The 20,226-nt window shown below is 40.9% G+C and carries 14 protein-coding genes; 4 read left to right on the forward strand and 10 right to left on the reverse strand.

The genetic code is table 11. The features are described 5' to 3' along the window. Positions 1-11 precede the first annotated feature (11 nt). A complete protein-coding gene (locus FNT16_RS07665) occupies positions 12-1,385 on the forward strand; it encodes a cytochrome ubiquinol oxidase subunit I (RefSeq protein WP_143871037.1) in 1,374 nt (457 codons plus the stop codon). Continuing rightward, on the forward strand, positions 1,378-2,376 hold the full coding sequence (locus FNT16_RS07670; protein ID WP_143871038.1) for a cytochrome d ubiquinol oxidase subunit II: 999 nt from the start codon (positions 1,378-1,380) through the stop codon (positions 2,374-2,376). The genes FNT16_RS07665 and FNT16_RS07670 overlap by 8 nt, the downstream gene beginning before the upstream one ends. 102 nt (positions 2,377-2,478) lie before the next feature. Here the strand turns inward: FNT16_RS07670 and FNT16_RS07675 are convergent, their stop codons facing one another. Both FNT16_RS07675 and prsT read right to left on the reverse strand, forming a co-directional pair. Next, positions 2,479-3,609 carry a choice-of-anchor A family protein gene (locus FNT16_RS07675; RefSeq protein ID WP_143871039.1) on the reverse strand — a complete coding sequence of 377 codons (1,131 nt, stop codon included), beginning with the start codon at positions 3,607-3,609 and terminating at the stop codon, positions 2,479-2,481. Positions 3,610-3,680: 71 nt separating this feature from the next. Continuing rightward, positions 3,681-6,458, reverse strand: a complete 2,778-nt coding sequence (prsT, locus tag FNT16_RS07680; protein ID WP_143871040.1) for an XrtA/PEP-CTERM system TPR-repeat protein PrsT — start codon at positions 6,456-6,458, stop codon at positions 3,681-3,683. Between the two features lie 199 nt (positions 6,459-6,657). Here prsT and FNT16_RS07685 point away from each other — a divergent pair, with 199 nt between their 5' ends. Next, positions 6,658-7,554, forward strand: a complete 897-nt coding sequence (locus FNT16_RS07685; RefSeq protein ID WP_185976724.1) for a sugar kinase — start codon at positions 6,658-6,660, stop codon at positions 7,552-7,554. Between the two features lie 111 nt (positions 7,555-7,665). Here the strand turns inward: FNT16_RS07685 and FNT16_RS07690 are convergent, their stop codons facing one another. Then, positions 7,666-8,958: a GGDEF domain-containing protein gene (locus tag FNT16_RS07690; RefSeq protein ID WP_143871042.1), complete on the reverse strand. Its 1,293-nt coding sequence runs from the start codon at positions 8,956-8,958 to the stop codon at positions 7,666-7,668. A gap of 196 nt (positions 8,959-9,154) precedes the next feature. Beyond that, on the reverse strand, positions 9,155-9,364 hold the full coding sequence (locus FNT16_RS07695) for a cold-shock protein (RefSeq protein WP_143871043.1): 210 nt from the start codon (positions 9,362-9,364) through the stop codon (positions 9,155-9,157). Between the two features lie 292 nt (positions 9,365-9,656). On the opposite strand from FNT16_RS07695, the gene FNT16_RS07700 reads away from it, so the two are divergent. After that, the gene (locus FNT16_RS07700) at positions 9,657-10,577 is read left to right on the forward strand and encodes a substrate-binding periplasmic protein (protein ID WP_143871044.1); all 921 of its coding nucleotides are present in this window, start codon (positions 9,657-9,659) and stop codon (positions 10,575-10,577) included. 58 nt (positions 10,578-10,635) lie between these two features. Here FNT16_RS07700 and qhpG read toward each other — a convergent pair whose 3' ends face one another. The 6 genes from qhpG to FNT16_RS07730 form a co-directional block, all read right to left on the reverse strand. Continuing rightward, positions 10,636-12,147, reverse strand: coding sequence for a flavin-dependent monooxygenase QhpG (gene qhpG / locus FNT16_RS07705; protein WP_143871045.1), 1,512 nt, complete (start codon positions 12,145-12,147; stop codon positions 10,636-10,638). Continuing rightward, positions 12,144-13,508 carry a radical SAM/SPASM domain-containing protein gene (locus tag FNT16_RS07710; protein WP_221935072.1) on the reverse strand — a complete coding sequence of 455 codons (1,365 nt, stop codon included), beginning with the start codon at positions 13,506-13,508 and terminating at the stop codon, positions 12,144-12,146. The genes qhpG and FNT16_RS07710 overlap by 4 nt, the downstream gene beginning before the upstream one ends. A 20-nt stretch (positions 13,509-13,528) precedes the next feature. Continuing rightward, positions 13,529-15,808, reverse strand: a complete 2,280-nt coding sequence (locus FNT16_RS20550) for a hypothetical protein (protein ID WP_221935073.1) — start codon at positions 15,806-15,808, stop codon at positions 13,529-13,531. Continuing rightward, positions 15,805-17,271: a ferritin-like domain-containing protein gene (locus tag FNT16_RS07720; protein WP_143871046.1), complete on the reverse strand. Its 1,467-nt coding sequence runs from the start codon at positions 17,269-17,271 to the stop codon at positions 15,805-15,807. Before FNT16_RS07720 ends, FNT16_RS20550 begins: the two co-directional genes overlap by 4 nt. A gap of 30 nt (positions 17,272-17,301) precedes the next feature. After that, positions 17,302-17,661 (reverse strand): hypothetical protein, encoded by a 360-nt coding sequence (locus tag FNT16_RS07725; protein ID WP_143871047.1) that lies wholly within the window; start codon positions 17,659-17,661, stop codon positions 17,302-17,304. A gap of 124 nt (positions 17,662-17,785) precedes the next feature. After that, positions 17,786-20,140 carry a TonB-dependent receptor gene (locus FNT16_RS07730; protein ID WP_143871048.1) on the reverse strand — a complete coding sequence of 785 codons (2,355 nt, stop codon included), beginning with the start codon at positions 20,138-20,140 and terminating at the stop codon, positions 17,786-17,788. Between the last annotated feature and the right edge of the window lie 86 nt (positions 20,141-20,226).

Here is a 20,226-nt window from a genome sequence, read left to right on the forward strand (position 1 = left end):
AGGAGGCATTTATGTTAGATACCTTGATACTGTCACGCATTCAGTTCGCAGCCAACATTAGTTTCCATATTTTATTTCCGACGATTACCATTGCACTGGCTTGGTTTTTGTTTTATTTCAAACTTCGCTTTAACTTGTCAGGCGATCCTGTCTGGATGCGCGTGTATCGTTTTTGGGTTAAAATTTTTGCGTTAACCTTCGCGTTAGGTGTGGTTAGTGGTATTACCATGTCTTTTCAATTTGGCACTAATTGGCCTGGCTTTATGGAAACGGTTGGCAATATAGCTGGACCATTATTGGGTTATGAAGTACTTACCGCTTTCTTTTTAGAGGCAACGTTTCTAGGGATTATGCTGTTTGGCATTCATCGCGTCGCACCTTGGGTGCACACGTTTGCAACTTTAGTGGTTGCAGTTGGCACCAGCTTGTCCGCATTTTGGATTTTGTCATTAAACTCTTGGATGCACACCCCCTCTGGCTACCAGATGATTGATGGCGTTGCTCATGTAACCAGTTGGTTTGACGTGGTATTCAATCCATCCTTTCCCTACCGTTTTACCCATATGCTATTCGCTTCATTCTTAACGGCTTCTTTTGTTATAGCGGGGTTAAGTGCTTATCGTATATTGCGCGGTGATAACAAGCGAGCGCCTAAACTCGCGTTAAAAACCGCATTAACGGTGGCCGCGCTAGTCACCCCGTTGCAAATATTTGTAGGTGACATGCATGGCTTAAATACACTTGAACATCAGCCACAAAAAATTGCTGCGATGGAAGGGGTATGGCAAACAGAAACGCATGCGCCATTGCTGTTGTTCGCAATACCAGATGAAAGTAAGCGGACTAATCATTTTGAATTAGGGATTCCAGGCTTAGCGAGTTTGATATTAACGCATGATTTCGCAGGGGAAATTAAAGGGTTAGACGAATTTTTTGGTAAACATCCTCCTGTTTTTGCCGTCTTTTGGGCGTTTAGAGTTATGCTCCTAATAGGGATGTTAATGCTGCTAATATCCTGGTTATGTCGCTGGCAATTATCGTGCAAAGGTGAGTTATCAGCTGGTTTATTAAAAATTCTCACTGCTATGACTTTTTCAGGTTGGATAGCAACGCTGGCCGGGTGGTATGTTACCGAAATCGGTCGTCAGCCTTATTTGGTTTCTGGCGTATTAACCGTTGAACAAGCTGCAACTGATATTGCACCGGGCAATGTTGCGATATCATTGAGTTTATATTTGTTGGTTTATGCCATTCTAATGCTTGCTTATTTACATACGGTTTTTTTGATGGCAAGGCGCGCTGTAGAAATAGAAGAGATCAGTCAGGCCGAACTAGAAGAAAACAATTTATCAAACCGTCAAGATATGGAGGCTCGCAATGTTTAGTGCAGAGATGCTGGCAATAATATTTGTCGGCTTGATGGGGTTTGCAATACTTTTATACGCTATTTTAGATGGTTACGATTTGGGTGTGGGTATTTTATTGCCGCTACAAGAGCAAGCGCAAAGTGATAGCATGATAGCTTCAATTGGACCATTTTGGGATGCGAATGAGACCTGGTTAGTGTTAGCCGTTGGTATTTTATTAATCGCTTTCCCTGCTGCGCACAGCTTGATTCTTAGAGAGCTATATTTACCCGCAGCTGTACTATTGATTGCTCTAATAATGCGAGGCGTCGCATTTGATTTTAGAGTTAAAGCTGCGTTTAGTCATAGAGCTGGCTGGAATCGCATTTTTAAATTGGGCTCATTATTGGCAGCGCTTAGCCAGGGTTATATGCTGGGTATGTATGTTATGGGATTTCAGTCTACATTAGCGGCTTATGTCTTTAGTGTGATAAGCGCTTTTGGCGTAGCGGCAGCTTATAGCTATATTGGTGCTTGCTGGTTGGTGATGAAAACAGAAGGAGAGTTGCAGAAAAAATCGACAATGTGGGCTAGAAAAGCGGGGCGTTTATGTTTTGTCGGCGTTTTTGCGGTTTCTATCGTTAATCCGATGATTAATTCGGACGTATATGAGCGCTGGTTTAGCCTACCGAATGCCCTGTTATTAATGCCATTGCCATTATTTTGTTTTGTTCTGTTTCTGATTGTTGATCGTCTATTGAAAAGAATGCCGTTTAAAGGTGATGTAAGTTGCTGGATCCCTTTTGTTGCCTGTACTATGATATTTTTCTTATGTTTTAACGGTCTAGCATTTAGCTATTTTCCGGATATTGTACCGGGTCGGCTAAGTATATTTCAGGCCGCATCATCGGCTGAATCCTTAAGTTTTATTCTGTGGGGTGTGATAATTGTGGTGCCGAGTATTCTTGCATACACGGTTTTTTCATATCGGGTATTTTGGGGGAAAGTGAGAGCGCTGAGGTATTATTGATATGGCTGATACAAAGCGAAGTTTCAGTGCTTTAAATCGCCTGCATTAAAAGTAAATGCAGGCGTGATGATGGCTTTTGCTATTTATTATGTGGCTTTAGTTTTAACGGCACTGAACAGCAGCGAGAGGATTCGAGAGGGTTAATGCTGTATACGACCTGCGCTGAAAGCTCAGCATCGCCAGTATTGCCAACAAAAATAGTGCAATGCTTGTTGGTTCGGCTATTTCAACATTTGCTCTTTCGCCTTCAGCACTGGGGTACAAGCCGTTCCATAAATTGGCTTGAGCACCACTGTTGCTGGTCCAGCTTTTTGCTATCACCTGACCACTGAGATCGCCTGATAAAAACTCGAAATCCGCAGTAGGCGCGAGGATATTGCCGTAGAATCCACCCGAGGTCATTGCTAAATGTTCAGCTTCGTAAAAGTTAAACAATATATTGTTCGGCATTTTTTTCTTGCCACCTACATAACTTAAATCACCCGCGTACTCTTGCGCCAGATCGCCAAAATAGTCTATTGAATCAAAACTTATGTCAGTGCCGCTGATGTTAATGATAATAGGCATGTTGGCGTCTAAGCCAGTTGCGGTAAAGCTCGTTACTTCTTGTAAATTAGCTCCGTCAAAATCCATGACTAAGACACCTTGTTCATTCATCAGGGTGTTATTAGGCGTAAAGATAAATTCTTGGGTGCTCTGCCACCACTGATTACCTTTTGCTACAATCTCGCCAGTATTGGTGAGCTGCGCTAAATCAGAAGATAATTGTGTCAGGTAGCTAAACGCCGAATCAAAATCAAGAGGTCGGTCAGTAAAATTGAATACCTCACCCAATACAGGGTCATTGCCGGGCACAAGCGAATTAGGGGCGTTTACTGTCGTACCATTTTTTATCAATTCGCCTCCCAAAACCAAGTTACCTTTGATGTTGTCGGCGCGATTGACACTGAGATTACCTTGCACGACTAAGACATCAGAATAGCCTGATTCTCTCTCCCAAAACTGGACACCCGGTAGGTTGGTATTTGGGTTGTAGTTAATGCCAACGTCATATTGATCGACTGATGCATTGCCGCCAACAGCGATTTTACCTTGAGAGTCAGAAGTGCCGGTATGGGTAAAATCATTTTGGACAAAGATATTGTATTCTGCCGCTGAGCCGAGATCGATTTCCCATGCAGATAAATTAAATGAGGTAAATAGAGCAACAATAGGTAACAGCTTAGACTTCATAGCAACAACAACCTTACAACTTATTAGACTCGAAATAATAGAGTGTTTTTTATACAAAATCAACTGAAAAGCTATTTTCCTTTTAGTTTGTTATATAATTTTAAGGCTTTATCTCTACTTTTAAAGTTAGTGTCTTGAAAATTTAACTTTTCTAAAGCCGTAATGGCTTCGGAAGGGCGATTTAATTTTTCTAATGTTGCCGCAAGGTGATAAATTAATTCAGATTGTTGACCGGCCGTAGCCATAGCGACTCTAAAGTGTTCTAACGCTTTTTCGTAGTTTTGTGCCTGATATAAGTACCAACCATAAGTATCATTAAAAGCTGGGTTTTGACTGTCAAGTTGAACTGCTATTTGTGCATGAGATAGTGCTTTATTCAGGTTCTTTTCAGCGTATAAATGCGCGAGTTTATGATGAGTAAAGGCGTTTTCGCTCACTTGCAGTGAATTTTCTAATAAAAGAATACTTTGCTGCGGAGCATTTTGCTGCTGATGTAATTTTGCAAGCAGATAGGTTGCTGGCAGGTCTTGTGGATATTTAGTCAACCAACTTTGTAACAGGGTTATTGCTGCGCTTGTGTCTTGAGTTTGCAATAACAGGCCTAAATATGATTTAAAGTGCGCGACAGAGCGGCTTGCCTCGTACAGGTTCTTGATTAATTGTTTAGCTTGCTGGTGTTTGTTTTGACTATTCAACAAATTAAATTCGAGCTCTTGTACACTAATTGGATCGATTGCATCAATTGCATCGTGAGCGTGGTTTTTTAACCATTCAAGCTGAGCTTGGGCTAATTCAAATTCTTTATTTTTAATATGTAACTGGACTTTTAAAAAGGCGAGTTGTTCGCTAGGTTCCTCCAGTTGTTGTAATCTTTTTATAATTTTCATTTGCCCATCAGTACGTGTTGTACTGGCTTCGAGTGTAAATAAAGCCTTAAGTTGCTTAGGATCATCATAATACAAGGCAAATAAAGTATTTAGATCTTTTAGCGCAATGGCTTGATCGCTTTGCAGTGCGAGCTTTATTTTAAAGTGTAACAGTTCGGCATCGAGCTTGTAGTCCTCTATATAACGACTTAGCAGCCCTTGAGCGGCAGCAAACTGACCGGTTCGGTCGTACAATTCTATGAGTGCTTTTGCCGTTTTAAGAGATGGCTGTGTTTGATAAACGGTATCTAAATAGTCTATCGCGCTATGGTATTTTCTCTGTTCAATTGCAACTGCTGCTTTTAATTCTAATGCTTCGACAGATTGAGTCTTCAGTTTTTTAAGTAAGTCTTCAACTTGCCCGTAGTCTTGTTTTTTATAGGCTAAGCTGGCAAGTTTGAGTACCGCAGGTGTATAGTTAGCTTGTAATTTCAGTGCTTGTTGGTAGTAAACTGTTGCTTTGGTTGGTTGCTGCGCCGCTAAATAAATATCTCCGGCTAATTGATGGCTATTGGGGTTCTGGGGCTGTTGAATTAACAGTTTGGAAGCGATTTTTCCAGCTTGTTCTAGTTCATGTAAACTGATCAATAAACGAGCAAGCTGAATATCAAGCAGGTATATATTACTTTGTGCCGTTCCTTCTAATAAAGTGCGGGCTTTGTTTTGTTCGCCAGAAACCAAGTAGATGGCTGCCAAGTGATTGCGAAATGATGCATTCTGTGGAAACTTTTCATGTGCAGAGATTAACATTGAACGGTAGTTCTCAGTACTTTCCAGTTTTTTCGCCAAGCTCAGTAATTTAGCCAGAGCGTGCTCGTCAGCTGGCTGGCGTTTGTTATATTCGCGGTAATAGATGAATGCTTGTTGGTCATCAGATAATTTTATAGAGGTTTCAGCCAACAGTTTGTAAACGGTGGCATCACTGGTGTGTTTATTCTGATAATTTAAAAATTCGCGGCGTGCAGATTGGTAATTTTGTGTTAAATAATGCACATAGCCAGATAAAAGGTTGAGTTGTCCACCCGGAACCTTATTCAAATCCACCAAAGACAACTGATTATTGATATCGTTTAAGGTTTCCTTAACTTCTCGTTGAGGAATTTCATTGGCCCCCGAAATAACGGCAAATAAAAGCTTAGCAAACGGGTTATCCGGAAATTGTTCTCTTAACTGAACACTGATTTTTAGAGCTTCATCACCTCTATCCAGTTTTTGCAGTAAGGATGCTTTGGCAAATAAGGCCAGTGTATTGTTATTTTCGAGTTCTAAAATACGATTATATAACTCAAGTGCAGCTTCCAAGTTTTGTCGTAGTTCGAGTACTCTAGCTTTGAGTTGTAAAGCAGGGACTGAATTTGGACGTTGCTGTAAAGCTGTACTCAAGATGTTGATAGCGTCTTGATATTGATTTTGAGTGACCAGTACTTCAGCCATTATCAATTGGGCGTTTAAGTCTTGTTTGTCGAGTTTTAGAGCCTGACTGGCAAATTGTTGAGCTTGGCCAAATTGTTCTTGTTGCAAGGCTAATTTGGCCCGGATAATCAGTAGTTCACTAACCTGTTGATATGGGTACTGTTCTATAAAATAAATCGCTGATTCAGTATTGTGTAGTTGTAATTGACAGTTTAATAGTGGTGGGAGTACTTGCTGCCAGTCACCTCTTTCTTGCAGTGCCACTGTCAGTTCTTTTTCGGCCGATAGGCAATTTTCTTGTAACGCGTAAACTTTTCCTAACAGGATACGCGCTGGGGTAAATTCGGGAAATTCTTTTAGGTTATTTTTCAGATGGATAATCGCATTGTCTAGTTCATTGCTTTGATAGGCCTGTATAGCTTCTTCGTATAAATAACCGCGTTGCTCGGCGGCGAAAGTTGCATGACTGAATAAGACGAATATCGGGATTAGTATAATTAAAAAACGCATAAAAATAATAAAAAATAATAGCTGCTGAATTACATCAAGTATTAAGTATACACCTTAGGTGCAAGCAATTATTTTACTTTTATATATTTATTTTAATTATTCTTCATATCGCTTTAAAGCATCGATGGCTATTGGTAATTTAGGGTATAAGGCGTTAACATTCAGCTCACTATCTGTACAATTTTTAGAGGACTGGATTGTGGCATCTTTGATATCAATTGGCGAATGTATGATGGAGTTAAATGCAACGGATACATTAAACTTCAAACGCTCATATGCGGGCGATACTTATAATACAGCGGTATATGCAAAACGCTGGCAGCCTCAGTTGCCGGTTTATTATTTATCTGCTGTGGGGACCGATAATTTAAGTCAGGAAATGCTTTCACAATGGAGAGCTGAAGGTTTAAATACGCAATATGTATTACAAACGCCAGATGCGCAACTGGGTATTTATGCGATTAGTAAAGACTCTGCCGGTAAACGCTGTTTGTCTTATTGGCGTAAAGGCTCGGCAGCCAGTCAATTGATGCAATTAATGCACGCGCAAGGTGTTGCCGAAACATTACCGCATTTTGATTATGTGTATTTTACCGGTATTAGTTTAGGTATTTTCAGTGATGATGATAAGCAAGCGTTACTTGATTTGGTAAGTGATTTACGCAATAAAGGTGCAACTGTTGTTTTTGATCCGAATTATCGACCATTATTGTGGGAATCTAAAGAAGATGCTATTAAGTGGTTGACCTTAGCGTATCAAGTAACGGATCTGGCTTTACCCGGAATGACGGATCACAAAGCTTTATTTGGTCATGCTAATCACACCGAAGTCGTTGAGTTTGTTAGAGCTTTGGGATGCCATGAAATTGTCGTGAAAAGTTCACAAGACGGTATTTACGCATACGATGCTCATGCTGAATATTATTGTGCAATCGATGGCAATTCTCCCTGTATCGATACGACTGCCGCTGGAGATTCTTTTGCTGGCACATATTTAGCCTCGCGAATGGCCGGGTCTGATATTTTAACAGCCGTTGAAGCGGCCGCCGATGTCGCAACCAATGTGGTTAAACACGTTGGCGCTATTGTTGATTAGAGCTATTCTTGATTAAAGCGATTAGCAGCCGAGTGCACCCTTAAGCATGTTGACCTTAGTACTATAATGTTTTGCGCTTCGACGTATTTATTATAGGCAAGGTCAATGGCTTTAAGATTGATACACCGTCACTTTGTTGCGACCCGTTTTTTTGGATTGATACAGAGCTAAGTCAGCTTGTTTGAAAAGCTCATCAAAACTTTGCGTTGTTTTCTCTGCCACCCCGATGCTGCAGGTAATACGACGGCCAATGGTAAATTGGGTTTGACTAATCTCTAGTCGCAACTTGTTTGCTAATAATTCTGCTTGGTGTATATCTGTGTTTCTGCATAAGATTAAAAACTCTTCTCCTCCCCAGCGGACAACCAAGTCGGATTCTCGACAACGAGTTTTTAATACTGAAGCGAGCTGTTTTAACACACTGTCACCGACATCATGGCCTAGTTCGTCATTAATGGATTTAAAATGATCTATATCTAAAATGAGTAATGAAAATTGGTTGTTAGCTAGGTTATCTAGTGCATTGTACAAGCCACTGCGATTGTATAAACCTGTTAGTTGGTCATGATGCGCTTGCTCTTGTAATACTCTACTTTTGTTATCGAGTGCTTTATTTTTCTTTAACAAGTTGCGAGAGTGTTTTTGTAATTGCCTCTGCTCATTGGCCAGTTGATATATTTTCCAGCTTAGACCACTGACGATCCAAACGATCCATATATATAATAACCCCTGATACAAATTACTTTCTTCAATCCACTTACCTCTAAGCGCTATTTTGAATATTTTTATCTCTGTATCACGCGGTTTGGTCGATTCACCGGTCGAAAACATGATGTTTTTAACATTTGAAAATTCACTGTGCGCGCTGTCCACTTTATTGGCACAAATCCACCAAAATGGAACAACAAAATCACTTAGCTGAATACGATAAGTGGCAATTTTGTTTTCGGCGTTAAAGCGATATAAATTCATTTTAAAAGGATAGGTGGTTGTAGTTTGCTGGTTGTCAAAAACATGGTTTAAATAAATACGTATCTTATCTGGGGCGGTTGATTGATATTGCATAGTGACAAATAGCTGATTGTATTTTGTCAGATCAAGCCCCGGCTTTTCTGTCAACTCAACGATCAGGTTACAATATGGATATTGGTAGGTTTGACTGCGACGAATGGTACAGCGCATTATTAACGCGTTATCCTTTACAAAGCTCACACGCGATTGACCGCCTTCATTCATATCACTTTCCACGCGAGCGGTTGCATTGTTGGCATCAATGACTAAATCACGATTCATACCCAATTGATACCAGAGCATGATGCAAGCTGTTAAAATTGCGAGCAAAAAGGTTAAAACATCAAATGCATTTGTCTTCTTGTGTTTGTCTATTTTAATTTTGCTAAACATTATTGCGCGCACCAAATAGGAAAGTAGGCTGTGTTTTGTTAAACAGTCAAAAAGTTGGTATATCTTGGATGTTTGTTAAATGTGTGGAATGTAACACAATTGTGACAAGTTGGGCTAGTAGAAGATGGGGAAGGCGGAAACAAAAAAGGCAATTCAAAAGAATTGCCTTTTAGATATTCAAACTACTAATTTAAAATTAGATAGCTTGGATATTTTCAGCTTGTGGACCTTTAGGACCTTGAGCTACTTGGAATTGAACTTGTTGGCCTTCAGCTAAAGTTTTGAAACCGTCGCTTACGATAGCACTGAAATGTGCGAAAACATCTGGGCCAGACTCTTGCTCGATGAAACCAAAACCTTTAGATTCGTTGAACCACTTAACTGTGCCTTTAACTGTATTAGACATAATATATATCCTGAAATTTTAAAATTAAATTGTGTTGCCTCAAGAGGCTTCTCTAGCGTGGAAATAGACTGAAACTTAGAAACATCAGGACGGTGATTTATAAATAAAACAACGAAGTGAAGATTTTTTAAGGTAAGACATACTTTCTAGCTGACGGTTATAGTACAGGGTTTATAGCTGGAGTCAATCAAAGTTTGTTTGGTTTTTAAACAATTTTCGTTTTTTTTGTATTTTGCTGATTTAATACTTCTAACCTAAGCTTGTAAAAAGACTAACTAATGACACACCTTATATGCTTCGACTATTGCTGTTTTCACACCATGTACCACTTGCTTGGATAGTTGCTCTGGCAGTCGCGCTTATCTTGACTAAGCCAAGTCTCGCGCAAGATAAATTTATTAAAGTGATGCAGCCTAGCTCGCAAAACCAGATGGGAGAGCGATTTTTAGTTGATGTGGTTAATTTGGCAGTACGTAAAGCCAATAAAACGCATTTTGTTAAACATCGCCTCAAATTTGTACCTTTGGAAGAAAGGCAATTATTGAGTTTTGAAAGCTACTTAGAGCGCGGTATTTTTGATGTGACTTACTTTGGTACAAGTATCGCGTTAGAAGAAAAATTTTTACCTGTTCGCATTCCTTTATTCTCAGGTTTATTGGGCTACCGTTTGTCGATTGTTAAATCAAAAAATTTGGCCATGCTTAAAAACGCATCGCTTGAAGAGTTAAAACAGTTACCTGTATGTCAGGGCAGTATTTGGGCTGACTCAGATATATTGGAACATAATAACTTTAATGTTGTACGTGTCAGCCACTATGAGTTTATCGTTAAAATGCTGGACAAAGATCGTTGTTTATTATTTCCAAGGGGGCTTTTTGAAGGGCATTTTGAGGTTGCTAACTTGCGCAAACAGGGTCTGAATGTTGAGTTAATGGATCAGATCTTGTTCTACTATCCTTTACCGGCGTATCTGTTTGTCAAAAAAGGCAATAAAGCACTGGCTGATTATTTGGAAATTGGCTTAAAAATGGCGATTGCGGATGGTAGTTACCAACAATTATTACAAGAGCATGCTCTAACACGCGCCATTTTTCCGCTGGAAAAATGGCGTGATAGTCGAATCATCGAATTGGAAAATCCTTATTTGCCGAAGAATACACCGCTGGATAGAAAAGAGTATTGGATAAAATTGCAAAATAAGACAGTTGATTAACAGTAACTTTTTTACTGAATGCCACGGGTCGCTACATTTTGTCTTGTGAGGTTATTCTTTAGCCTTGATATTTGCCTGCATGCGTTTCATTAACTGTTACCAGTAATTCATTTTGTATCAACCAGTTGAGAATGTACTTTGCTTTATCTGGTACTGTATGTATAGAGAGTTGAGCGTACAATTGTGCGGCAGCAAGCGCTTGATCAGGTAATTTTTTTAAGAATGAAGCGATCGCAAAATCGGCTATAAAACTAAATGCTTGGGTAAAATTGGGGTGTTGGATTGCATCTACTGCCTCAATAAACTGACCGGTGAGCGCCGCGGTTTGTATATATCGGATTTTCGTTGATTTAATTAACATACTATTCGCGGTAATTCTTTCAGGCTCTAACCTGTTTTTATCTATGTTATCTATGTTATCTATGTTATCTGATTTTTTAGGTAATTGTTTTACTTTGACTCTGTTGTCAGCATCACGTTGCCAAAATCCAGTTTGAAAGTAAGGCGCGCCTTGTGCATAAAAATCGTCTGCCCATTGTTGATGTTGCCGAGCGGATTGGGTGATCAGTTGTTGATAATAGTCTTTTGCCAGTTGGGTATTGTGTGGCTTTTTAAGTAAAGTATTAACCACAATGGCTGCCGATATTGAGGTTTGTAAGGCTTTTTCCACACCAGATGAAGATAAAGGGTCTAAAGCTAATGCGCTTTCACCAATCATTATCAGTTGGTCGGATATTGCCTGCGTGCTGTAGTAACTTGTCGCATCTACGACAGATATTTTTTTGATTGCCTGCAGATTACATATCAGTTGTTTAAGTGCCGGTTGTGTCTTAGCTAAATCGAGCAATAAATCATTTACCACGCGTGAGAAGTAATTTTTTTGCTGCGTAGCGATATGTTTTTGATAGTAACTTGCATCAACAAATAGCATCAGGTTGAAGCGCTTATCAGGTAATGCCATACCCCACAGCCAACCATGCGAGAAAGCTTTGATAAAGGGCACTGCGTTTTCGTTAAAGGGTAAGTAGCTTACGAGGCATAAGGTTTTGCGCGTATTTTTTTGCACTGTTCCGCGGCAAGCTCGGGCACGTCCACTCGCATCAATTAGCCATTTGCAATTGATTTGTTGCGTTTGGGATTGATGCAAGACCGTCAGTGACCAGCAGGAATCCGTTAATTTCGCTTGAGATAATAATCTATGCTCTAACTTTAATTGCACACCGGCAGCGACAGCATGATTTAACAATAAATAATCGAAATCTGAGCGTTTTATGATGATCCCCGGTTTTCCTGCCAGCTCGCGCCGTTGTATTTTGCTGCCGGGCCAGTGAATTTCGATTGACTGGCAGATAAATTTTTTACTTGCCTGAAGCGCTTCTGTTAAGCCAAGTGTTTGCATATGGTGCCAGATACCCGGGCTCAATGACTCGCCAATATGTTCTCTTGGAAATTTTTGACTGTCGATAACACAAACTCGATGGCCATATTTTTGCAGTTGCGCAGCGCATACCGAGCCAGCTGGTCCTGCGCCGACTACCACAATATCAAAATTTTGGTTTTGCACTGTCATATTAAACGTTCGGCTTTAACGCTGCTTAATTTAACGTAAACTTCCATACAGTACTGTAGCCAACCACGCACAAAATCACAGGCAACACGTTCACCGTTTAGTACTTCATGGTGGCACCCTCCGCCACATTGATATCTTGCCCAGCAAGTATTGCAAGGGGATTGTTGATGCACATGGCGTTGTTGTAGCCACTTGTTTTGCTGCAGAATATCAACGCCCAATTCAAGTTCACCCATCGCGGCTTGTGGTTCATCGACAAAGCGGTGGCAGGCAAATAAATTCCCCTCAGCTGATACCCCTAAGTAACCGGCACCAGCGCCGCAAGGGTAAGGCCTGTGCGTACCTTTAGATATTTCTTTCATTGCATTTAATATGTTGGCAAATGCATATCTTTCACCGGCGAGTGTTTTTTCGACAAAAGCGTCGCCGCATTCAATCATTTGACTGAGCATATATTGAAGTTCAGCAGTATGCATTTCATCTTGTCCGGTCGGAGACTTCAACATGGGAGAAAATCCGACTGAATGAAACCCTAATGCTAGGAAGTCATCTAAATATTCTTTTAGCTGCAGGTTTCTGGGGGTGACAGTGACACGTACCGAAACCTGCATTTTGTTTTGTATGTTAAGTAGCGGTTGTACATTTTTTATAATAAGGGCAAAACTGCCCTTCCCACTTTTAAGCGGGCGCAGGCTGTTATGGGTTTGTTCGGTACCATCTAAACTCAATGTGACCGCAAAGCCATACTGTTCAAAAAAGGCGGCATCTGCTGCGGTTAACAGTGTGCCGTTTGTGGTAACAGCAAAACTAAAGCAAACACCTTTTTCTTTAGCCCGACGGTTCGCATACTGTGTTGTTGCGTACAAGACCTGACGGTTTGCCAATGGTTCTCCGCCCATAAAGGCTAAGTTGAGTTTTTCGCCTTGACTGCTATTTGCCAACAAGCGATCAACTGCTTTTTTCGCGGTTAACAAAGTCATATTTTTTGCACTTCCACCAAAATCGCCTTGTTGGGCATAACAATATGTGCAACCTAAATTACATTTTTGTGCGATTGCCAAAGATAAAGCTTTTAGTGGCGGAGATTGAACTGGTTGGTCATCAATAAAAACGCTTTTGTGCAGACCTAATTGATTGAATAATTGTGTCTCTTGGCCCTGTCGCACTGCGTTTTGCAACGCATGGTATAGCTGTTGGTCAATATCAAATAGCTGACTGCCATTAACCACAAATAAATGATTTTTATTGTGGCTTTGCCATGTATGTAAGTGACTGGACTGTGGTGCTGAAAGCTGCATATAACTTTCACCTGCACTGCTGTTTTGCGTTTTGGGATAAAACTTAATCGGTACATTAGACATGCTTGACTCTTTTATTTTTATTATTCGGCGTCACGCCCGCCAATTTGAAATTTAAGTAACGCTTCCCAATCCATAAACAGATCTTGATAGTTAATTAAGCGGTTGTCTTTATAATCGTCGACAACATATTGACCGGTTCGCTTTTTCTGCATCCAGTTGTCACCTTGACTCCCACCATTGGGAGCAGGTTCGACATTGACGTAATCAGGTCGACTGGAAGCCCAGTAATAACATACACATTCGCGAAAATCATTTTGCCAGGGAGAGCATAACCCTTGGGTGAGTTCTCCCGGTTCTGCTAATGCTTCGTTAATAAGGGTCGAACCTTCCTCGAAAAAATTCCTAACTTCCAGTTCTTTAGTTATGATTTGATCTGCTGGTAAGTTAGCGAGTACTTGCTTATTCAGCATTTTTTCTTTCGTAAAGTAACACTTTAGTTTTTGACCGGCATGTTTCCAGATATAAGCCAGTGTATTTGACCATTCTAAGCTGACCACACCATCTGGATTATCATCTGTTCTTAAGGGTTCGGTGCTGGTTCCATCCGCTGAAGGGCCAATTGCTTGTACGACAACAGGCCAATTTGTGATTTCGCCATCTTTTTCAATGTCAAAACTCAATAGCCGGCGACCTTGTAGATCCGCATATTCAGCGTCGGCTTGTAAAACATAATTATCATGTTCTACTAATGTGATACCAACAAAAGCGCGTTTCCAGACACTTCGAAAGTCAAATTCTAAACCGGGACAACAGTTACCAACCGATGAATTTATATGCGTGTTTGGCGGGTTGCTTTGTCCGCGATAGTGCAGATGTGCGGTTAAGTTTTTGGGGGTTAATTGGCCTGTATTTTCAACAGGGAAATCACCGAACATAGCGTCTTTACCGGCATTTTTGATTAAGTCTATTTGCCGGTAGGTTAGCGCTAAATAACGAGCATCGGCACCCGACATCATGGCAGGCATCTTGCGTCGTCCTTTGTCTGTTAAATCGGCTACTTCATCGGGTTTGCGTAACAAATCATAAAACCAAGGCGGTATACCTGCTTCCATCGCAGTATAGAGTTGTTGATGTAATGCGGTAATTGATAAAGTATCAAGTGAGTGAGGTGCCATGATGGGTTGAAAAGCACGACCGAGATCTTCAGAGTCGTTTCCAACCATAGTATCCGCGTGGTTTGGTCGTCCTTTAACTGGATCGCCATTTAATACAGATAGATTCATAAATCGGACGGTTTCATAGGCGCGGCGCACTATGTCCTGCGCTAATGACAAAGCCGCACTTTGCTGGTTTTCAATATCCGGACCTAATAACACTTGCTCTAAATCATCTTGTACCGTGCGCACAAACTCGGAATCAGGTGCAAATATTGGCGGTGACGAGCAAAAGCGGGCTTTCGCAGAGTAAGCGACATGACCTGCTTGATCAGTCAGCTCTATCGTAATGATGCCATCACATGCATCATCTAAATAACCACGAGCAGGTTGTGGTTCTTGATAATAATTAAAGTAAGGTGCTTTTCCGTAAGCAGCATACAAGCCTTGTGCCAGTGTGTTTAATGTTGAGTCGTTGTCTGTATATTTTCCGTTCCACAATCCTTTTTCACTGTCGTATACGATGCGTTCGGGTGGGATTTCAATGCCTGAATAAGCAACCCCCCCCATTTCTTGCGGTTGAAAAACATTCGGTAGCTCTTTTGTCGGTGTGCTACCGTATACTAAACCTTTACCAGGTGTGTATCTAAGTCTTATTTCTGGGTGTGTTTTGTTTGGTTTGATAAATTGAATTTTGCCGAAAGGTATTGATTTGGGCAGACCATTTTCATCCTTAATGAAATGTGGGCTGTAGCCATTTAATGCGTATTGTTTATGATCGCTAATATCGGTTAATTCGGCGGTTACTTTGTCATTTTCATCTGTCGTTCGGCGGTATACTTTATAATTGCCAGCTTTAACATGCCACTTTACCGCTAGTGAAAAGTGTTTTAGCAGGTGCGTATCAAGCGGGGATAGCTTTTCTTCTCCATTTTCTTCGATAACCGCAAAGACTTCGAGAAACGGAGCAACGGGCCTTATTTTATTATTGTCTTTAAAGTTTGGTGGTTCGTCTGATGCAGGCAGCGTTTCTGTTATTTCACCTGTTTGAGTATCTACAATAAAGGTTTCAGCACGTTTTATTTTACGAAAATCGAGCGGTGCTTTGGGATCATGCTTTATTTCATAGTTATCTAATGGTTTTTCGGAAGAGCCCATCCGAGCAATTGCCATCGCCGGCAGAATAACAATTTTATTTAATTTCATGAACGCATGCTCCGTGCTAATTTGTGTGCTTCTATGACGGTATCCAGCCAATGCAAGGTTTCGTTGTCTATATTTTCCATCGCATGTAGATAATTTATTTGTTGTTGATCTTTTTCGTCGAGCCAGTCGAACAACCAAGCTCTAATTTCTTTGCACGCGGCAAAAATATCGCGATATTGTAACCAGCAACTAAGTTCACTGGCGGGCAACTCTAAACTGTATGGCATTTGAAATGTAGGGCCGGCGGGTCTGAACGTGTCTTCATTATCCATGCCTGTATGCAGCGGACTACGCGTAAGAATATCTGAAATGCTTTTCAGATTATACATTTCTTTAAAGGCATTGTGCATGACGGCCTGATAATTACCCGCTCCATTGTTGGCATTTACACCTCGAGCTAGACGAAATGTGTGGGTTAAAAAAGTTAATAAAAGGCGATAGCGCAAATCGAATAAGTTGGCCCACTTAATACTAATCGGATGTGTTATCTGGGTACTAGTGCCAGATAAATCGCCACTTTGTTGTTGAATATGATCAAAGGTTGTCGGGTTGACGGGCAGTGCTTTGTAGGGTTTTATCGGGCTGTTTTCTGGAAAGTGTTGTTTATATTCTTGGTAAATTTTTAAAAAGCGGTGAAAGTGAGATTCTTCAGTCGCGGATTTAGGCGCTTCACCTTGTTCTGCGACTTGCTCTAATGCTTCTATCATGTCATCTCGTGTGGCGACCGGAACAATAATGACATCTGCCGTTGTTGGGCAGGTTTTTACCGTTTTGCTTTTACTGCCTTGTAATTGGTTTGACGCTTGTTCGCCACTGGGCATACCATGATTACAAGACCATGCTGCCCATTCTGCTTGATAGGCGTATGTCTCAGGATGAAAATCGTCTTCCGTAATACGGTTGGGATCTTTTAAGATTGCCAGAATTGTCTTAAATAATGCTCCAACGGATTTAACTTTATCTTTTGGGGGCGTGGGCCCGTGCTGCAATTTGTCACAAATTTCTCGGCAATAGTGTGCTTCATTCCACTCTTCGGGGGCTTCTGCATAAACATATTTGGCCAGTGAATTAAGCGTGAGGGGCTCGAGTTCAAAAGGAAATGGATAAAACTCATGATCCCACGGATAGTCATTGCGTTCCATGCTGATAACACCGCCCATCAGGGTTATCGCGTTTTGTACTGTAATTAAGTGGCCCATTTCTTCTTTGGCGATGCTGAGAATGGTTTGCTGCCAACGCCGTACCATCTCTCTTTTGTCTGGTGGTACTTGTGGCCCGCCCAATGAGTATGCCGCATATAGATACTGCACCATCAGTGCATGCTCGATACCTGCATCAATATCGAGCAACATAAGCAAATAGTCACGCCAGGTAAATTGTCCCGGTTTGCCCAGGTTGATGGGGAGTTTTTCGTTACGCATATCTGGAAAATTCAACAAATGTTTGCTGTGTTGGCTGGCCACTTAATGCTCCTTGTTTTTATTTTTTATTTTTTATTGAGTGTTGATGGAGAATGACTTTAATTCGCATAGCATGGCTTCACCTTTTTGTTCGATTAATCCTGTATGCGGACGATTCGGATCGACAAAAGTGGCAAGGTATTTGACTCTTGTTTCAAAGTCACATAAAAAACTGATCGACATTTGTTCATTCGGTTTTAAATACACATTATTTGGGTTTGCTCTGACTTCTGTATTACGCCATTTATTTTTGTACCAAATTTTAAATGAAGTCAGTGTGTGGGTTTTAGATGCATTAATTAATGCTAACCGCCCTTCATTAAAAAATGTATTGGTAAGCATATCCAATGAGACAAAGTATGATATTGCGGTATTCCGTGGATTAACATTCATGATCCGGCTTCCTTTTAAACTTATTAAATTAAGCGGTGCGTTAAAACCGTAAATACAACACGCCCTGTGTTAAGTTAATTGATGATAAAAACAGCGTCAATAAGATGTTGTCCTGTTCTGAGTATTAAATCCCAAATTGATAGGTAAAATTTATGCCTGCCGTTCTCGGTGGTGCGTAGGATAAAAATGAATAACCAAATACGCCGGAAGCATCAAAGCCATAGGTTGCATATTTTTCATTGCTGATATTTTTTAGCCAGAATGAGGCGCTCCAGCCTGCATGGTACTGCTCATATGTGAGTCTTGCATTGAACACTTGATAACCATTTTCGTAAGTTGTTGGGTGGTTTGCTAACGAATAGTATTGTTCATCGGTTAGAGAATAATCCAAACTGGCGCGGATATCAGCCGCGCGGCTGATTTGCCAAGACTTTTGTAGCATCGCGTTGAAAGTGTAGGCGGGTGCTTGTGGGAGTTTGGTATCCATAGTGCTGCCATCTGGCAAAATATAATCTTGCATTTTTGCATCGAGTAGCGCTATTCCAATATTCAGTGACCAACTATCAGCAGGTAGCCATAGTGCTTCAAATTCAGTCCCTCGCAAATAAGCCTGTTGATTGGTAATTACCTGAGTTAAACCCTGCAAATCAAACGCCTGATAGTCGTTATAGTCTGCATAAAAAACCGCACTGTTTAATCTGAGCGTGTGATTGGCAAGCCAGCTTTTAAAACCAATTTCGTAATTATCAATAATTTCATGCTGGTATGGGAGTTGTTCTACTTTTAAAATTGCTTCAAATGGTGCCGAATAGCCTCCTCCTTTTACCCCGCGTGAATAAGATGCATACCACATCATATTGTCTTTCGGGTGATAATTCAGTGCAGTTTTATAAGACCAGAAAGATTCACCGCTTGACCTATCAATAATACCGGTTTTGTCACAGATACCTCCAAAATCCGCAGTCAGCTCATCTTCAGTGTATTGACCGCCCATTTGTTGGCACTCAGTTTGCTCGGTTAGGCGATCAAATATTCGCTGGTCATCGTATTGTAATAAGATATTTTTAGCGGGGGAGTGCCGATCGCCTTCAGCTAATAATCGATTGGTGTATGCCATATCACGTGAATCTTTCGTTATCCGCGCCCCTAAGGTAAACACAAGATTGTGGTGAATGTCATATTCTAATTGGCCAAACAGAGCTTTCGATTCTGTCGTTAAGCTATAAACACTGGAGGGGTAATAATCTGCAATTTCAACCCATAAATGATTTTCATAATCGCCCGTTATTTTTAAGTAATTGGCACCTAATAACCATCTAAACGCGCCTGTCTGTTCAGAAAGCCTGAATTCGTGGCTAAATTGATTAGAATCTTGATATGTACCAAACCCACATACTGGGTTCGGTGAACCATCACAATCTTCTTCGTAAGTTTTTTCCAACGATTGATAATCAGATAAACTGATGAATTCGAATTCTCGCATTTGCCAGCTCAGTTTAATTGTATGTTGCCACATATCGCGCTCAGTTTTGCTATCAGTACGGTCAATATCACTGCTCCATACGTCAAAACCGTCGGGATCTTTATATCCAAACATGTCGCAGCCTGCACAAGTGTCATACAGGTTATCCTGAGCATTCAGATAATGTCCGCGATTATGATCTTGCGCTTTCACATAAGCCGCTCGGTGTTCGTAAGTTGAGCCCGGTTTGTCATTGGTTTGGTTTAGGCTGGTGGCAAATAAAATATTGAAATCCTCATGTGGGGTCACTAATACTTGTCCACGGATAGCCAATCGATCTGCGCTGATCATATCTTCGCCTATTCTGTTTTTAATATAGCCATCTTGTTTAAGTATCTGACCTGCAATTCTTGCTGCGATCGTCGAGTTACCACCTCCGATTGCCCCTTCAATTAACTGACGATTAAATGAGCCAACTTCGGCTTCTAAATAACCGGATAAGTTTTGACTTGGTTTTTGTGTAATAAGATGGACTAACCCCCCAGTTGCATTGCGACCAAACAAGGTACCTTGTGGGCCGCGCAGAATCTCTATCTGTTGGAGATCGTACAGCTGACTGCCAATTCCCCCCAGTGCACTGATATAAACCTCGTCAACATACACGGCATTTGGTGATTCATTGTGATCTGCAAAGTCATTTTGTGAAGCGCCGCGGATTGAAATTAAAATATTGTTTGGTGTGCCTGCAATGTCGCTAATATTGACCCCAGGTATTTGATTTGCAATTTGCGCGGCATTATCGTAACCAAGTGTCTGGATGGCGTCATTACTTAAAGCGGATAAAGAAACCGATACTTCTTGTGGGTTTTGCCGGTTTTTTTGTGCGTTGACTTCTATCACCTCAAAAATCGTTTCAGATTGCTTTGTTTGTGCAATATTTTCTGCTGCGTTGAGGGGGACGGACATTAAAAAATAGACGATGCTGCCGATAACTTGAGTGGGTTTTAGTGAATTCATAATATTCCATTCTGCCGTGTATTCGCATATCAACCAATATACTTGTTTATGAACTTGTTTATTTAGATTGCTATTTACACACTGGT

The organism is Catenovulum sediminis, assembly GCF_007289895.1.
In the GTDB taxonomy this organism is placed as follows: domain Bacteria; phylum Pseudomonadota; class Gammaproteobacteria; order Enterobacterales; family Alteromonadaceae; genus Catenovulum; species Catenovulum sediminis.

Bases quoted from the DNA above. Each gene is read 5' to 3' on its own strand.
- FNT16_RS07665 (WP_143871037.1), top strand. From the start codon at position 12: ATGTTAGATACCTTGATACTGTCACGCATTCAGTTCGCAGCCAACATT.
- FNT16_RS07670 (WP_143871038.1), top strand. From the start codon at position 1,378: ATGTTTAGTGCAGAGATGCTGGCAATAATATTTGTCGGCTTGATGGGG.
- FNT16_RS07675 (WP_143871039.1), bottom strand. From the start codon at position 3,609: ATGAAGTCTAAGCTGTTACCTATTGTTGCTCTATTTACCTCATTTAAT.
- prsT (WP_143871040.1), bottom strand. From the start codon at position 6,458: ATGCGTTTTTTAATTATACTAATCCCGATATTCGTCTTATTCAGTCAT.
- FNT16_RS07690 (WP_143871042.1), bottom strand. From the start codon at position 8,958: ATGTTTAGCAAAATTAAAATAGACAAACACAAGAAGACAAATGCATTT.
- FNT16_RS07695 (WP_143871043.1), bottom strand. From the start codon at position 9,364: ATGTCTAATACAGTTAAAGGCACAGTTAAGTGGTTCAACGAATCTAAA.
- FNT16_RS07700 (WP_143871044.1), top strand. From the start codon at position 9,657: ATGCTTCGACTATTGCTGTTTTCACACCATGTACCACTTGCTTGGATA.
- qhpG (WP_143871045.1), bottom strand. From the start codon at position 12,147: ATGACAGTGCAAAACCAAAATTTTGATATTGTGGTAGTCGGCGCAGGA.
- FNT16_RS07710 (WP_221935072.1), bottom strand. From the start codon at position 13,508: ATGTCTAATGTACCGATTAAGTTTTATCCCAAAACGCAAAACAGCAGT.
- FNT16_RS20550 (WP_221935073.1), bottom strand. From the start codon at position 15,808: ATGAAATTAAATAAAATTGTTATTCTGCCGGCGATGGCAATTGCTCGG.
- FNT16_RS07725 (WP_143871047.1), bottom strand. From the start codon at position 17,661: ATGAATGTTAATCCACGGAATACCGCAATATCATACTTTGTCTCATTG.
- FNT16_RS07730 (WP_143871048.1), bottom strand. From the start codon at position 20,140: ATGAATTCACTAAAACCCACTCAAGTTATCGGCAGCATCGTCTATTTT.